Annotated in this window: 17 protein-coding genes; 6 read left to right on the top strand and 11 right to left on the bottom strand. The window is 55.3% G+C overall.

What is annotated here, in order from left to right; all coding sequences use genetic code 11:
- The first annotated feature begins 351 nt into the window (after positions 1–351).
- The 3 genes from tomB to maa all read left to right on the top strand — a co-directional run bounded on the left by tomB (position 352) and on the right by maa (position 1,687).
- On the top strand, positions 352–726 hold the full coding sequence (gene tomB / locus EDF75_RS00850; RefSeq protein WP_041144356.1) for an Hha toxicity modulator TomB: 375 nt from the start codon (positions 352–354) through the stop codon (positions 724–726).
- Positions 727–752: 26 nt separating this feature from the next.
- Positions 753–971: an HHA domain-containing protein gene (locus EDF75_RS00845; protein WP_041144355.1), complete on the top strand. Its 219-nt coding sequence runs from the start codon at positions 753–755 to the stop codon at positions 969–971.
- Between the two features lie 149 nt (positions 972–1,120).
- The gene (gene maa / locus EDF75_RS00840; RefSeq protein ID WP_041144354.1) at positions 1,121–1,687 is read left to right on the top strand and encodes a maltose O-acetyltransferase; all 567 of its coding nucleotides are present in this window, start codon (positions 1,121–1,123) and stop codon (positions 1,685–1,687) included.
- Here maa and EDF75_RS27525 read toward each other — a convergent pair.
- Positions 1,659–1,796: a hypothetical protein gene (locus tag EDF75_RS27525; protein WP_371823018.1), complete on the bottom strand. Its 138-nt coding sequence runs from the start codon at positions 1,794–1,796 to the stop codon at positions 1,659–1,661. The genes maa and EDF75_RS27525 overlap by 29 nt on opposite strands.
- On the opposite strand from EDF75_RS27525, the gene EDF75_RS00835 reads away from it, so the two are divergent.
- On the top strand, positions 1,786–2,253 hold the full coding sequence (locus EDF75_RS00835) for a YlaC family protein (protein WP_133596456.1): 468 nt from the start codon (positions 1,786–1,788) through the stop codon (positions 2,251–2,253). The genes EDF75_RS27525 and EDF75_RS00835 overlap by 11 nt on opposite strands.
- Here EDF75_RS00835 and pdxR read toward each other — a convergent pair.
- Positions 2,225–3,682: a MocR-like pyridoxine biosynthesis transcription factor PdxR gene (gene pdxR / locus EDF75_RS00830; protein ID WP_133596454.1), complete on the bottom strand. Its 1,458-nt coding sequence runs from the start codon at positions 3,680–3,682 to the stop codon at positions 2,225–2,227. The genes EDF75_RS00835 and pdxR overlap by 29 nt on opposite strands.
- Before the next feature lie 101 nt (positions 3,683–3,783).
- Here pdxR and EDF75_RS00825 point away from each other — a divergent pair, with 101 nt between their 5' ends.
- Positions 3,784–4,494: a GNAT family N-acetyltransferase gene (locus EDF75_RS00825; protein WP_133596452.1), complete on the top strand. Its 711-nt coding sequence runs from the start codon at positions 3,784–3,786 to the stop codon at positions 4,492–4,494.
- On the opposite strand, the gene ykgO is transcribed toward EDF75_RS00825, so the two are convergent.
- The 3 genes from ykgO to EDF75_RS00810 all read right to left on the bottom strand — a co-directional run bounded on the left by ykgO (position 4,491) and on the right by EDF75_RS00810 (position 6,086).
- On the bottom strand, positions 4,491–4,631 hold the full coding sequence (ykgO, locus tag EDF75_RS00820) for a type B 50S ribosomal protein L36 (protein ID WP_003859006.1): 141 nt from the start codon (positions 4,629–4,631) through the stop codon (positions 4,491–4,493). The two genes, EDF75_RS00825 and ykgO, sit on opposite strands and share 4 nt — an antisense overlap.
- Positions 4,631–4,894 carry a type B 50S ribosomal protein L31 gene (locus tag EDF75_RS00815; RefSeq protein ID WP_133596451.1) on the bottom strand — a complete coding sequence of 88 codons (264 nt, stop codon included), beginning with the start codon at positions 4,892–4,894 and terminating at the stop codon, positions 4,631–4,633. The genes ykgO and EDF75_RS00815 overlap by 1 nt, the downstream gene beginning before the upstream one ends.
- A 118-nt stretch (positions 4,895–5,012) precedes the next feature.
- Complete coding sequence (locus tag EDF75_RS00810) at positions 5,013–6,086, bottom strand: LacI family DNA-binding transcriptional regulator (RefSeq protein WP_041144349.1); 1,074 nt, start codon at positions 6,084–6,086, stop codon at positions 5,013–5,015.
- Positions 6,087–6,355: 269 nt separating this feature from the next.
- Here EDF75_RS00810 and EDF75_RS00805 point away from each other — a divergent pair, with 269 nt between their 5' ends.
- Positions 6,356–7,627 carry a maltoporin gene (locus EDF75_RS00805; RefSeq protein ID WP_133596449.1) on the top strand — a complete coding sequence of 424 codons (1,272 nt, stop codon included), beginning with the start codon at positions 6,356–6,358 and terminating at the stop codon, positions 7,625–7,627.
- A gap of 217 nt (positions 7,628–7,844) precedes the next feature.
- Here the strand turns inward: EDF75_RS00805 and EDF75_RS00800 are convergent, their stop codons facing one another.
- The 6 genes from EDF75_RS00800 to EDF75_RS00775 form a co-directional block, all read right to left on the bottom strand.
- On the bottom strand, positions 7,845–8,159 hold the full coding sequence (locus EDF75_RS00800; RefSeq protein ID WP_041144347.1) for a glucose PTS transporter subunit EIIB: 315 nt from the start codon (positions 8,157–8,159) through the stop codon (positions 7,845–7,847).
- A gap of 67 nt (positions 8,160–8,226) precedes the next feature.
- Positions 8,227–10,284, bottom strand: coding sequence for a beta-galactosidase (locus EDF75_RS00795; protein WP_133596448.1), 2,058 nt, complete (start codon positions 10,282–10,284; stop codon positions 8,227–8,229).
- Positions 10,285–10,415: 131 nt separating this feature from the next.
- Complete coding sequence (locus EDF75_RS00790; RefSeq protein ID WP_133596447.1) at positions 10,416–11,618, bottom strand: glycoside hydrolase family 53 protein; 1,203 nt, start codon at positions 11,616–11,618, stop codon at positions 10,416–10,418.
- 4 nt (positions 11,619–11,622) lie between these two features.
- On the bottom strand, positions 11,623–12,474 hold the full coding sequence (locus tag EDF75_RS00785; protein WP_041144345.1) for a sugar ABC transporter permease: 852 nt from the start codon (positions 12,472–12,474) through the stop codon (positions 11,623–11,625).
- A gap of 10 nt (positions 12,475–12,484) precedes the next feature.
- Positions 12,485–13,792 carry a carbohydrate ABC transporter permease gene (locus EDF75_RS00780; protein WP_045854241.1) on the bottom strand — a complete coding sequence of 436 codons (1,308 nt, stop codon included), beginning with the start codon at positions 13,790–13,792 and terminating at the stop codon, positions 12,485–12,487.
- 133 nt (positions 13,793–13,925) lie between these two features.
- Positions 13,926–15,158, bottom strand: a complete 1,233-nt coding sequence (locus tag EDF75_RS00775) for an extracellular solute-binding protein (RefSeq protein ID WP_133596446.1) — start codon at positions 15,156–15,158, stop codon at positions 13,926–13,928.
- Positions 15,159–15,488 lie beyond the last annotated feature (330 nt).

Genomic DNA, 15,488 nt, shown 5'->3' with positions numbered 1-15,488 from the left:
TTATTCTTCACGGTTTTACCCTTCGGTCTCACTCAGAATATTCTTAATACCAGCGTTATCCGTGGCTGCCGACGGGTGCATGACAAAATAACCTGCTAAACCAATGATCCATAAGGTGTGCTTTGCGATAGCCATCACCTTGATATGTTGCGGTATAATAGAGTCCGGTGCTTTAAGATAAATTAAGGGTAATAATTGTAATTTTTCGTAATAGCACGGTGAAATCTGTTTAAGAGTGGATTATAGTTAAATCAACAGGATTACAATGTATGTGCCAGGTCTGTTAGTCGTGTTCATCCCACAACGGTGCTTGTTAGTCGTCGTTTAAAACCACTCAAAAGGGGATGTGTTATGGACGAATACTCGCCAAAAAGACATGATATCGCACAGCTTCGATTTCTCTGCGAAACCCTGTATCATGATTGCCTTGCAAACCTGGAAGAGAGCAACCACGGGTGGGTTAATGACCCGACCTCGGCTGTCAATCTTCAGCTTAATGAATTGATCGATCACATTGCTACCTTCGCGCTTAATTATAAAATTAAGTACGCTGAGGATAATAAACTGATTGCTCAGCTCGATGAATACCTTGATGACACTTTCATGTTGTTTAGCAGCTACGGCATTAACAGCGTAGACCTGCAAAAATGGCGTAAATCGGGAAATCGGTTATTCCGTTGTTTTGTTAACGCCAGCCGGGAAAATCCGGCAAGTCTTTCTTGTTAGTATTATTACAATTTAAAGGTGAATTTATGTCTGGTGAACCATTAACCAAAACAGACTATTTGATGCGCTTACGCCGTTGTCAGACAATTGATACGCTGGAACGCGTAATTGAAAAAAATAAATACGAACTTCCGGACAACGAATTGGCTGTATTTTACTCAGCGGCCGATCACCGTCTTGCCGAATTGACCATGAATAAGCTGTACGACAAAATCCCGACGTCGGTGTGGAAATTCATTCGCTAATTCATTTCAGGTAACGACCAGGCGGTAATCAGTCCCCTCCCCTCACTTCGGGTATATTTGTGATATTACTCGCATAAATAGCCAAACGGCGTATCTGAAACCGGTTTCTTTTTTATACTGTGGCCCACCCGCTATTTGAGGAAAGCCCCATGAGTGAAGAGAAGCTTAAGATGATCGCCGGCGAGCTGTATCAGCCCGGAGATGCGACGCTACGCGCGGATCGCCTGCATGCCAGGCAGGAGCTGCATCGCTACAACCATTCGGCGCCGGAAGAACGTGAACTACGCAAAAACTGTCTGACAGCGTTATTTGGTCAGGCGGGCGATGCCTGGATTGAGCCCACCTTCCGCTGTGACTATGGTTACAATATTTATCTCGGCAGTAATTTCTACGCTAATTTTGACTGCGTCATGCTCGACGTCTGCCCGATAAGGATCGGCGATAACTGCATGTTGGCACCCGGCGTACATATCTATACCGCCACTCATCCTCTCGATGCGGTCGAGCGCAACAGCGGCAGAGAGTACGGTAAACCGGTCACCATCGGGAATAACGTCTGGATTGGCGGCCGCGCCGTAATTAACCCAGGCGTGACGATTGGCGATAACGCCGTCATCGCCTCCGGGGCCGTGGTCGTCAAAGACGTTCCGCCGAATGCGGTCGTTGGCGGCAATCCCGCGCAAATCATCAGGATGCTGGAAGCGGAAAAAGAGTAACTGTTATGCTTTTCCGCAACTGATCTGTTACTTTTCCATCTGATTCCCGCAACATAAAATAGCCTTCAGGCTGGGCCTTAGTAGAATTCGGGGACAAAATGACAGAAATACAGCAACTGCTGACCAATACCATTGATGAGCTCAATGTGAAAGAGAAGCGCGACAACCGTCCGCGCTTCAGCATCAGTTTTATTCGCAATCATCCGTGGCTGTTCGTCGCGATGTACGCCGCCTTTGCTGCGACCTTCGTCGTCATGTTCACCTCAGAGACGCTGGTGGATTCCGTATGGCTACTGGTGGTGCTGTTTGTCCTGCTGAACGGCTTCTTTTTCTTTGACGTCTATCCACGCTATCGCTACGAAGATATCGACGTCCTGGACTTTCGCGTCTGCTACAACGGCGAATGGTACAACACCCGCTTCGTCCCGCCTCAGCTGATCGAGCGGATCCTGCAGTCGCCGCGCGTAGCGGGCGAGCAGAAAACGCAGCTGCAAAAAATGATTGCTACCAAAGGCGAGCTGTCGTTCTACGATGTCTTCAGCCTGACCCGCGTCGGCACTGCCTGATAAGACGATTTAACGTCCGCAGCGCCGGATCAAAATGCGAAGCGGACGTATTGCCATATCCCAGCACCAGCCCGCTTCGCGCGCGCCGTGCGTCCAGGTAGAAGCGGCTTAACGCCGCAGGGGCCTGCTGATACTGGCGGGCCTGCTCAACCACCGCCACATCATCAATCCCCTCAACGGCGACCGTCAGGTGCAGCCCGCCCTCGCCGCCGAGAATGTCATAAGGCTGGGTCAGCTCCCTGGCCAGGGCCTCGCGTAGCTGCAGCTGACGCTTACGGTACAAACGGCGCATGGCGGCCAGATGACGGGCATAGTGGCCCTCTTCGATGAAGAGCGCCAGCGCCCGCTGTTCAGCCCGATGGCCGCCCCGCAGCAGCGCGCTAACCGCCCCCTGAGCCGCGGCGGCCAGCGCCGGTGGCATGACCACAAAACCAATCCGCAGCGCCGGGAACAGCGTTTTACTAAACGTACCGAGATAGACCACCGGCGCGTCTTTTACCATTCCCAGCATCGCCGGGATCGGCTCACCGCTGTAGCGAAACTCGCTATCGTAGTCATCTTCCACGATCCAGGCATTATGCTGGCGCGCATACTCCAGCAGCGCCAGACGTCGCCCGGCGCTCATCACCGCTCCGCATGGATACTGGTGCGAAGGGGAAGTGAAAATGAGCCTCGGCGTTTTGCTCTCATCCACCTCCGGACGCATGCCTTCGCTATCGACCGCCATCCCCTTCACCCGCAGTCCGGCCTTCAGAAATACGCTTTTGGCGCCTAAATAGCCCGGCTCCTCTACCCAGGCGGTATCGCCGGCGACGCTCAGCAGGTGGGTACACAAATTCACGCCCTCAAGCGCGCCTTCGGTAATGACAATCTGCCGGGCATCGCAGCGAATCCCGCGCGACAGCGCGAGGTGGCGAACGATAGCCTGCCGCAGCGCCAGCTCCCCGGCCGCATCGCCGTAGCCCAGCAGCGTGCTGCCCTCTTCGCGCAGGACGCGATCGAGCAGGCGTCGCCAGATGGAGAGAGGAAAGTAGTTAATCGCCGGCGTACCGGGAGTAAAGGCCAGCGCAGGAGAGTCGCGCCTGGCCCCCGCCGGGAGCGCCAGCAGCCGCTCCGGCAGCGCAATCGCCGGTAGCGTAACCTTGCTCTCCTGCGCAGAGCTCAGCGCCGCCACGTGCGTCCCCTGCCGGCTGCGCAGCAAATAGCCTTCCATCGCCAGCTGCTCCAGCGCCGCGTTTACCGTATTGCGCGACAGATTGAGCCAGCTGGCGATGGCGCGTGAGCCCGGCAGACGGCTGCCTCCTGCCAGAGTCCCCTGCAAAATAGCGCCACGCAGCGCGTGGTACAGCGTCCGCTGCAGCGTCTCATCGCCCCTGTCTCGCAGGGCATGTTCCAGTAAAGTGAAAAAGGCATCGTCAGGGATATTCATTGCGGCTCCTCGTGGCACCATAAAAATATAATTCAATGGCTCTTTTTATGGAACCAGTAAGGCCTTAGTCTCAGCGCATACCTCCATACAAGGAAAGCAAAATGAGTCAGCATAACCACTTCGGCCAACCCGTTGGCGATGCCCTGCCCGACTGGCAGCCGCGTCCCGCTCCACAGCGGCAGACCCTGCAAGGACGCCTCTGTTATCTGGAGCCGCTGGCCGGAAAGCACGCTGAGGCGCTCTTCGCTGCCCATCAGCTGGCTCCGGATACGCGCAGCTGGACCTGGCTGCTGCGTGAGCCCGATAGCAGCGTCGAAGAGTTTAGCGCATGGGTAACCGGCGTAGCCGAACTTAACGACCCGCTTCATTTTGCGGTGATTGACCGCCAGACCCGGCTGCCCGTCGGCTCACTGGCGCTGATGAGAATTGATGCCAATAATGGCGTTGTCGAGGTGGGGCACGTGCATTTTTCGCCGCTGCTTAGCCGAACGGCAATGGCTACCGAAGCGCACTGGCTGCTGATGCGCTACGCGTTTGATACCCTCGGCTATCGCCGCTATGAATGGAAATGCAACAGTTTGAACGAGCCTTCGCGCCGGGCGGCACGGCGGCTAGGTTTTCACTATGAGGGGCGCTTTCGTCAGGCGCTGGTGATAAAGGGCCACAACCGAGATACCGACTGGTTTTCGATAATCGATACGGAGTGGCCGCAGATTGATAGCGCTATGCAGAGATGGCTGGCCAGCGACAATTTCAGCGCCGATGGCCAGCAGATCCGTACCCTTGAGAGCCTTCGCCCTCAGGCAGGCTAGCGCCTTTTTTTCCGCCCCTGCACGGCCTTAAAGCGGGGGTTGCTTTTGCAGATGACGTACAGCCGCCCTTTGCGTTTGACTATCTGGCAGTCCGGATGGCGCTGTTTGGCGCTGCGTAAAGAATTAAGTACCTGCATTATTCGCTCCTTTTCGCATCAATAAAGCTGCCAAAACGCTTACGGAAACGAGCGGTGCTTCCTTCACTGGAGAAGGTTTTCTGCTTACCGGTGTAGTACGGGTGCGATTTGGAGGAGACGTCAATCGGCACGTACGGATAGGTCACCCCTTCCAGATCGATCTCACGCTCGGTTTTTATCGTCGAACCCACTTTAAAATATTCATTAGCGCTGGTGTCGTGAAACACAACGGTGCGGTAATGCGGATGAATATTCGCTTTCATGATGACCTCATTCGATACGTTATAACATAACAACAAGGTTACGCCGGTAGACAACAAAGATCAACCATGAACAGCAAAGGGATTTAGGCGGCGGGCTGAGACGCCCGTCCGCTGGCTATCAGGAATTCAGCTGATGGGCAAGCGCGCGCAGCTGCTCGGCAATGGCCTGCAGGTTCTTCCCCTGCTCCATTTTGGGCCCGGTGGAGTGACGCACCACCAGCCGCGCCGGAAGGATGGAGGAGGTGTTCAGCTTTTCGCTATCGCCGCTGTCCAGAATGCGGCGCACGGCCTCTTTCCCCTGTAAATCAAGATCCAGTGAAACGGTGGTTAGCGCCGGATAGAAGAAGGAGCTTTCATAGGTATCGTCATAGCCAATGACCGACTTCTCACCGGGGATCGGCACCTGATGCTGATGGAAAGCGCTCAATACCCCCAGCGCCATCTGGTCGTTGCCGACCAGCACCGCGCTAAATTTCGGCGTCTCGCGCAGCATCTGTAAAGCCCCGGCGTAGCCGCTTTGCGCATCCCAGTTGCCGCGGATCACCGTTACCGGCTGCAGGCCATAGCCCTCCAGCGTTTCAAGCCAGCTTTTCAGCCTCAGCCTGGCCGATACGGAGCTTTCCGGGCCGGCCAGCAGCGCAATTTCACGGTGGCCCATCTCATAGAGATATTTCACGCTCGCACGGGTGCCATCGGCCGGGTTAAACGAAACGTTAAACACCGAGCTATAGGGATCAACGTCTAAAAACAAACATACGATGTCGTCATTGTCAGCGGCGATTTTCTGCGCCTGTTCGGTATCCAAAGGGACGTTAATGATCACCTTGTCTACCAGCTGAGACTTCAGCTCATTGATCGAATCCTGGATACTTTGGTTGACGCTCTCATCAATCATTGAGATCAGCACCTGATACCCTTCAACGTTAGCGTAGCGTTTCACCGCCGCCGCCACCTGCGAAGGCGCGTGCAGCGCGAGCGAAATGGTCACCAGACCGACGGTCCGACTTTGCTTACCCACCAGCTGCTGAGCCAGGCGATTTGGCACGTAGCGCAGCAGCTCAATAGATTTCTCCACCTTGTGACGCGTGGCTTCGGATACATTGGCAGATTTATTCAGTACCCTGGACACCGTCTGATAAGAGACCCCCGCATGGCGAGCGACATCTTCTAAGGTTGCACTTTTAGACTTCATGGTCCGGTTCCTTATGTTGTTATCCCTGGATTGTAACAGGGGCTATTTGAAAAAACGCTCCCCGCAACGTTCCCCGGCGAAAAATTGTCAATAAAAGTATTACGCTCACAATACATTAAATTGTGAATGGACTCACCAACCGTAACAAAATGCGCGGTTTTATTTGCAGTTAGTCACACTATCGCGATCGTTCATTTGCCTGAATTTACGTTTAGGCATTTTATGACATCGTTAATGTGAACGTAATACAAAACAATAAGAGGATAGACATGAACACTACGCTGCGCACTCTTTCTGCTGCGTTAACCGCCGCGCTGATTTCACCCTCCGTAATCGCGGCCACCGCTACGGTTCCGGGTATCGATTTTCATGGTTATATGCGCGCCGGGGTTGGGGTCTCCGGTGATGGAAGTCTCGCCGAATGGCAAAAGAATAAGCTTGGCCGCCTGGGCAACGAATCCGATACCTACGGCGAGCTGGAGCTCGGCTCGGAAGTCTATAAAAAGAACGACGTCAGCTTCTACCTTGATAGCATGGTCAGCATGGTGTCAGACGGCTCCAACGATAACGAAACCACGCTTAACGACGACGCGCAGTTTGGCCTGCGTCAGCTCAACCTGCAGATTAAAGGCCTGGTCCCGGGCGACCCGAACGCGGTGATATGGGGCGGCAAGCGCTATTACCAGCGCCACGATCTACACATCATTGATACCAAATACTGGAACATTTCCGGCTCCGGTGCCGGGCTCGAAAACTACACCCTGGGCCCGGGCGCGGTCTCGTTCGCATGGATCCGCGGCGACGCTAACGACGTCGACTACCGCGTCGATGGCGACAGCAACGTCAATATTAACTACCTCGATCTGCGCTACGCCGGCTGGAAGCCGTGGTCCGGCTCGTGGACCGAATTCGGTATCGACTATGCCATGCCGAACACCACCAAAAAGCAGGACAGCTACGGCGGACTCTACGATGCTGAAAACGGCGTCATGCTGACCGGTGAGATAAGCCAGGATATGCTGGGCGGTTATAACAAGCTGGTGCTGCAGTACGCCAATAAAGGGCTGGCGCAAAATATGGTTTCCCAGGGCGGCGGCTGGTACGACATGTGGAACTACGTCAACGACGCCAGCGGCTATCGCGTTATCAATACCGGCCTGATCCCGATAACCGAGAAGTTCTCCATTAACCACGTTCTGACCTGGGGTTCCGCCGACGACATCACCGACTACACCAATAAAACGCGGCTGCTTTCCCTCGTCGCCCGCGGACAGTATCAGTTTACGGAGTACGTACGGCTGATCGGCGAGGTGGGCGGGTTCTACCAGAAAGATAGCTACAAGAACAATACCGACTACAAGCAGGCGGGTGAGAAGTACACCATTGCGCTAGGCCTCGCCGACGGTCCTGACTTTATGTCGCGCCCGGAGCTGCGTATTTTTGCCTCCTATCTGAATGATTCAGAACACGGAAAGCCGTTTGAAGATCAGACTGCCAGCAACACGTGGAACTTTGGTGTCCAGGTAGAAGCCTGGTGGTAATAAATATCGCGTAATATCGTTTTATCTCCAGCTGTAAGGTTGTTAATTACCCTCCGGTAATGAGTATTGCCATTGCTATTTTAATATCCTGAATAATTCGGGTCGCGGGACGGCGGCAGTCATGAAAGCGTTTTTAACGACAGCAGCTGCCCACCTACGGCGTGAAATATGCGGCGTATATCAGGGATAACTCACCGTTGAGTTATCCCTTTTTTATTTAACGACGGGCGGTAAAGTGGCCGTCTAATAATTGACGCAGGGCATCCGACTGTTTGCCAAAAATAGCATGCACCTGCTGTCCAAGAATAATAACGCCCAACGCCCCCTGCTGCTGTAAAGCCTGAGAGTCGACGACCGCCAGATTATTTACCGTGACCCGCAGGCGGGTAATACAGGCATCAACGTTAACAATATTCTCCTCGCCGCCAAAGGCGGAAATGAGGGACTGAACCTGCTGCTTTTCCACATCGCTTAGCGGAACCGTCGGGCGGGGCTGGGAGAAATAGTGCAGGAAGGATTTTAAACTCACCATAATACGCTCCAGATGATAACAGATAAAAAAAAGCCTGCTCGCGAGAGCAGGCATGGGCAGAGAGGAGTTACGCTTTGCGGCTGAGGATGCGGCAATCCCAGGCGCTCAGGCTCAGAGGCGCATCAGCCGCGGCGTCGGAGAGGCAGTCGCGATAGCCCGGCGGGAGCGTCACGCTATGCTGCTGGGCGCTGTAGTTTTGCAGGAACACAAAGGTCGTTTCACCGTCGGTACGCGCCGTTGCCACGACGCCCGGCGGGAAATCCGCGTCGACGGCCCGCGGCAGCGCCAGCTCTTTGCTTATCGAGGCGAAGAAATCGCGCTGGAAGGCCAGGTCGTTGCGCGACGCCACGTGCCAGGCCTTGCCTTTGCCAAAGCGGTTAACGGTGACCGCCGGCCGCCCGGCGTAGAAATCATCCCGATAGGTCGCCAGCGGCTGCGCGCCCTCAGCATGGATAAGCTCGCAGAGGTGGCGCACCTGATAAGGGCCCTGCAGGCCGCTCTCATTGCCCGCCAGCCCCTGAACCAGATTACGTTCGCCCTCATTCAGGCAGTCAATCTCCTCCGCCCAAATTCCCAGCAGGTTGCGCAGCGGGCCCGGGAAGCCGCCGAGGTGGCAAAGATCGCTCTCGTTTACAATCCCGGTCCAGTAGGTGGTCACCAGATGACCGCCGCCGGCAACGAACGCTTCGGCGCGCTCGGCAAAGCCGTCGCGAACCATATAGAGCATCGGCGCAATCACCAGCCGATAGGGGCTTAAATCGACATCAGCATCGATGATATCCACCGCAATGCCCTGCTCCCAGAACGGGCGGTAGTGCTCGTTAACGGTATTTTCATACTCCATACCCATATTGCGCGGCCCCTGGGCATCGTCCAACGCCCAGCGGTTTTGCTGATCGAAAACGATCGCCACTTTAGCATCGGTGCTACAGCCCACCACCTCCGGCAGCTGACTCAGCATCTCACCCAGCCGGGTCACTTCCCGGCCGACGCGGGTATCAAGGTGCCCGACGTGATCGATAATGGCGCCGTGGAATTTCTCCACCGACCCCCGGCTCTTGCGCCACTGGAAGTACTGCACCGAATCCGCGCCGTGGGCCACAGCCTGCATGGAGGAGAGAATGTGCATGCCCGGCTTTTTCAGCTTGCTGGTCGGCTGCCAGTTGGTTGCGCTCGGCGTCGACTCCATTAGCACAAACGGCTTACCGCCCTTCAGGCTACGCATCATGTCGTGATACATCGCGGTGTAGCAGGCCAGCGTCGTCTCATCCTTGTCGCGATGCCACATCGGGTAGCTATCCCAGGAGATGAAATCGAGGTTTTTTGCCAGCTGCCAGTAGTCGTAATCGTAGAAATATTCCATAAAGTTTGTGGTCACCGGCAGGTCGGCATTTGCCGCTTTCAGCGGAGCAACTTCATGGCGGCAAAAATCGCTCACCTGGGCGGTGTTAAAGCGATGCCAGTCGAGGTTGAGGCCGTGGATGGAGACCTCCCCCTGCGGGGACGGAGACTCAATCTGCGACCAGTCGCTATAGGTGTGGCTCCAGAAGGTGCTCCACCAGGCATGATTGAGATTATCCAGCGTCTCATAGCGCGCCTTCAGCCAGTCGCGGAAGCGCTCCTGGCAGATATCACAGTGGCACTCGCCGCCGTATTCGTTGGAGATATGCCAGCCCAGCACCGCCGGATGCCGTGAATAGCGCTCCGCCAGCAGGCTGTTTATTTTGAAGCTTTTTTCCCGGTATACCGGCGAGCTCATGCAGTGGTTGTGCCGCCCGCCGTGCAGCGCCGGCACGCGGTCGCGCCCCACGCGCAGCACCTGCGGATAGGCCTGCGACATCCAGGCCGGCCGCGCCCCGCTCGGAGTGGCAAGAAATACGTGAATGCCGGCGGCATAGAGCTTATCCAGGATGCTATCCAGCCAGCCAAACTCAAATACGCCTTCCCGAGGTTCAAGTTTGGCCCAGCTGAAAATACCCACCGACATGACGTTGCAGTTTGCCTGCTGCATCATGGCAATATCCTGGTCGATAATATCGGGATAGTTTTCCCACTGTTCCGGGTTGTAGTCCGCACCATGCAATAGCGCATTAACCTTCGGACTCAAAGGCGCAAATTTTTTCATAATAAACATCCTGAAGTTTAACATTCATATATTCCCTGAATAACTTGAGCATCGGCCGACGGGAAATTAATCCCATATCGGGGTAGCCAAATGCCGCCGGCGCCTGCGAAGCTCAATACGTCTCGGGGATATTAATTAAAGACTTTCATCGACGGTAATACTTTACCCTGGCAATCAAATAGCGCCTGGTTTTCACGGGCATTGCCCTGCTTCCACTCATCATGAATATATTTCATTCCCGCCGGCGTGGCCCAGGTATTTCCCGGCACGGCAATCCACGTGGGCTCCCAATAAAATATGCCCTTTCCGCGATGGTCGGGAACATCGGCAACGGCCTGCATTAAATCGTGAACGTAATTATATTGTCCCTGCACCGTTGCCGGATAGCCGCCGTCTTTTTCCTCTTTGGCCTGGAAACTATTTTCGGCACTGTCGCAATTCTCCAGGGTATAGGCGTAAGCGGCCTCCACCACGATAACGTCTTTGTTATAGCGTCTGCTGATATCGTCCATATTGGCCTTCAGCGCGCTAATCGGACCATTCCAGTAGGTGTACATCGACAGGCCAATGATGTCGTACGGCACGTTGCGCTTGCTGATTTCGTCAAACCACCAGCGGAAGGTATCGTTTTTGGTGCCTTCAGCCAGATGGAGCATGATTTTGACCTGCTCGCCGCCCTTCAGATTCTCCTTCAGACCATCGATGGCGGCGTTCAGCAGGCCGGCCAGTCGGTCAAACTCGCCGCCGCCCTGCCCCCAGCTTTTGCCTTCCGGCCACAGCATACCGCCGTTAATTTCATTGCCAATCTGCACCATATCCGGCAGCACGCCCTCCTGCTTAAAGCGGGCGATGGTATCGCGGGTATAGTCGTGGATAGTGGTTTTCAGCTGCGGATAATCCATCTTTTCCCAGGCTTTCGGCTTGAACTGCTTGCCCGGGTCGGTCCAGAAATCGCTGTAGTGGAAGTCGAGCAGCAGCTTCATACCCTGCGCTTTTGCCCGCTTAGCCAGCGCCAGCGTTGCCGCCAGATCGTTATCGCCGCCGCCGTAGGCCTGGCCCTGCGCATCTTTCGGGTCAACCCACAGCCGCAAGCGCACGTAGTTAACGCCGTCGGCCTTGAGGATCGCGATGGGGTCCTGCAGCTGGTTGCTGTGGTTATAAAACTTTGCCCCATGCTTTTCGGCATCCAGCAGGGTGGAAATATCCGCGCCTTTGATAAAGTCGGCGGGCATAGTGTTAAAAGAGCGCGTTTGCAGCGTATCGGCAGCATGCAAACTGGCGGAAAAACTGCATGCCAGACAAACAGCAAGCAGCGCGGGCGTTAATCTTTTCATGGGGTTATCCTTTTGTACTGCCAGAGGTCAGGCCGGAAACAAAGTATTTTTGTAATGCCAGATAGAGAATCGCTACCGGTACCGCAATCAGCACCGCGCCCGCCGCATAGGTGGTGTAGCTGGCGCCCATTTTCTGCGCCACCAGGTTATACAGGCCGATCGGCAGCGTGTATTTGTCCGGCGTGCGCAGGATAGTGCTCGATAAAATGAAGTCCCCCAGCGGACCGGTGAACGAAAACAGCGCGACCACCGCCAGAATCGGCTTCGACAACGGCATGATGATTTCGAAAAAGATCCGCAGGCTGCTGGCGCCGTCCATGCGCGCCGACTCGTCCAGATCTTTGGGGATCGCGTCGAGGTAGCCCTTCATCAGCCAGGTGTTCATCGGGATCATGCCGCCAACGTAGATCAGCACCAGCGCCAGATGGCTGTTGATCAGGCCCAGCAGCTGCGAGAGGACAAAGATCGCAATCAGCGCCGAAAACTGGGGGATCATCTGCAGCAGCAGAAACAGCATCAGCCCGTTCTGCCGTCCTTTAAAACGAAAGCGGGAGAAGGCGTAGGCGGTGAAGCTGACGCTGATGAGGGTCAGCGCCATGGTCATGAAGCTGATCTTCATCGAGTTCCAGTACCAGGTCAGATAGTTCACGTTACCGTTGAACAGATCGGCGTAGTGCTGGAAGGAGAGATTCTCCGGAATAATCGAGGTGCTGAGCAGGCTGTTGCCGGCGTTCAGCGACGCCCCAACCGTCCAGACCAGCGGATAGATGATGATCGCCGACACCGCGGCGATAACCAGCCAGGTGAGCGACAGGCGAATCCACTTTTCGCGTTTAATACTGGGTGATTTAGCCATGTTGCTTCCCTTACGCCATCTCGTCATTTTTAAAGGATTTAGTGGCGCGGAACTGCCACAGCGCCAGGCCGACGACAAAAATCGACAGCAGGATGGTAATGGTCGCCGCAATGGCATATTGCGAAGACGACATCGTCAGCTTGTAGATCCACGACACCAGGATATCCGTCCCGCCGGCGTTCGACCCCGCCACCGCAGGCCCGCCGTTGTTGAACAGGTAAATGATGTTGAAGTTGTTAAAGTTGAAGGTGTACTGGGTGATGATGATCGGCGCAATCGAGTACAGCACCAGCGGCAGCGTAATCGTCCGCAGACGGGTCCAGGCGCTGGCGCCATCCATCGTTGCCGCCTCATACAGATCGTCGGGGATCGCCTGCAGCACGCCGGTGGTCATGGCGAATACGAACGGGAAGCCCAGCCAGGTCTGCATCATAATCAGCGCGGTTTTAGTCCAGAACGGGTCGGTCAGCCACGCCTTCGGGCTAATGCCAAAGAAGGAGAGGATCGCGTTGTTAATCACCCCGAACGAGTCGTTAAACATTCCTGCAAACACCAGAATAGTGACGAAGCCCGGCACCGCCCACGGCAGGATGAAAATGGTGCGGATCATCGGCTTGAAGCGCAGATCTTTCTGGTTGACGAGGATCGCCAGCAAAACGCCAACGGTACACTGCAGGGTGGTCGCCAGCAGGGTCCAGACCACCGTCCACTGCAGGACGTCAAAGAACGTCGAGCGCCAGATAGAGAGGGTAAAGATATTAATAAAGTTCTTTAATCCCACCCAGTCCACCAGCTTCGCCGGCGGCGTGTGGTAGAGGTTGTAGTTGGTAAACGCAATCGCGAAACCGAACAAAATCGGGAAGATCACGACAAATACCAGCAGAATGAAGCCGGGGGTAATCATCAGATACGGGAAGCCGTCTTTGAGCAGCATCTGGTACTGCTTGCGAACGCTGTTTAGCGCCACGCCCTCATCGCGCTTTTTGCCGTTAACCCAGGCATCGCGCAGCGAGAGAGAGTAGACCAGCACGCCAAAAGCGACGATCAGTACGCTGATTATCCCTTCCGCCAGCAGGAAAATAGAGTTGTCTCGCGGCACCTCTTCACCGAGGGTGTACAGCCCCCACAGCCCCTGATGCAGGAAGTCGTAAAAAACGCTCATAAAACTGCTCAGCAGCACGAGGAAAACCAGCCCCTTCAGCCACTGACGATGATAAAACTGGCCAAAACCCGGCACCACAGCCAGCAGCAGGCCGCACCACGCATGGCGTCCCGCGCCGCGCGCTGCGGCAATATTTTCGCTGGGATTGATAATCACACACGACTCCTTCTGAAAACGGGAGGTTCCCCGCCCGTTCTGTTACAGCGATACCCTGATCGTTCGCGCTGCGTTACAGCGCGAATCAACGTCGCCAGCCTACGCGTCGCCTGCAGAGTGGCGAACATCGCAATTACTGGTTACTGGCCTGCATCGCTTCAATTTGCATTTTGATCTGTTTTTCCGCGTTATCGAGCGCCGCCTGCGGCGCTTGCTTACCGGTCAGACTCAGCTCCAGCGCGGCGTTAGCCGGCCCCCAAACCTCGCCCATCTCCGGGATCCCCGGCATCGCCGTCGCGCGCGCCGACTGCACCGCCACCGCGCTGGCCTTCTCATCATTTTTGATTAACGGGTCGTCAATCATCGCCTTCAGCGCCGGGATTTCACCGGTGGCGACGTAGCGGGCCTTCGCGTACTGCGGCTGATTGATAAACTCAATAAACTGCTGCGCCAGCGCTTTGTCTTTGCTCCAGGTCGACACCACGTAGCCTTTCACGCCGAGGAAAGAGCTCATTGGCTTACCGTCCGGCAGCGTCGGCAGCGGTACGACGCCGTAGTTGATCCCCGCCGCTTCGTACGGCTGGAAGGCCCACGGGCCGTTGATCACCGCCGCCGCTTTTTTCTCGGTAAACAGCGAGTCGATCGCGTTCAGGCCGTTATCGCCAAGGATCCCCGCCGGGAAGACGTTATCGCTGTAGAATTTTTTCAGGAAGGTCACCGCCTCGACGGCCCCCGGTTTATTCAAACCGACGTCCTGCGGGTTAAAGCCGCCGTTGGCGTTTTTGCCAAAGATATAGCCGCCCATCGGGCCAATCGCCCCCCAGCTGTAGTAAATCTGGTCAAACTTCGCCAGCAGGCCGTATTTGTTCTGCGCACGCTGCGCCTTCGAGAAGTCATACCACGCCTGCAGGCTATCCAGCGGCTTGTCGATCAGGTCTTTGTTATAGATCAGCACCAGCGTTTCTACGGCTTTCGGCACGCCGTAGAGCGCATTATCGAGGCGGAAAGCGCCGATCGATGCCGGCGTAAACGCCTCTTGTTTCGCCTGCTCCAGCTTCAGCGGCGACAGCAGCCCCTGAACCACCGCTCCGCCCAGCTGGTCGTTGGGGATAACCAGTACGTCAGGGCCAATACCCGCCGGGCCATCGAGACGCAGCTTTTCCAGCTGCTGCGCGTAGGGCATTTCCTGCACGCTGACCTTCACGTCGTACTGTTTTTCAAAATCGCTCACCGCGGCTTTGATGCCGTCGGATTTTTTGATGTCTTCCCAGACGTTAAGCTGGCCGGCGGCCTGCGCCTGCAGGCTAACCAGCTGTCCGGCAGCCAGCGTCGTGAGGATAAGTACGGCAAGAGTGTTCTTTTTCATTATCAACCTCATGTGAAGGTATAACAATTTATTGGTTTTTATTAAGCCATTCGACGTTTGTCGATGTTTACATCAGGCACTTTACGGTGTTTTATAACGCTAAAACCCAACTTTCGTGATTTGTTATACGCTACGCTTTGAAGGCGGATAAAACCATATGAAGCTACCAGTTGTGTGATCGTGCTTGCAGAAATGAAACATCGGTGTAGGGCGCAAAAATACTGGAAGTTATAGTCACAGCATGATTTCAGTGCTGTTGATCATCGGTCAGACGAGTTGTTACACGTAATACAAAAACCCGCTGAAACCCTAATCCCAACGGCAAATAAC

Origin of the sequence: Klebsiella sp. BIGb0149, assembly GCF_004362605.1 — a bacterium.
Classification (GTDB): Bacteria; Pseudomonadota; Gammaproteobacteria; order Enterobacterales; family Enterobacteriaceae; genus Klebsiella; species Klebsiella terrigena.
The sequence above is the reverse complement of the archived record's forward strand: the minus strand, read 5'-3'. Positions and strand labels throughout refer to the sequence as shown.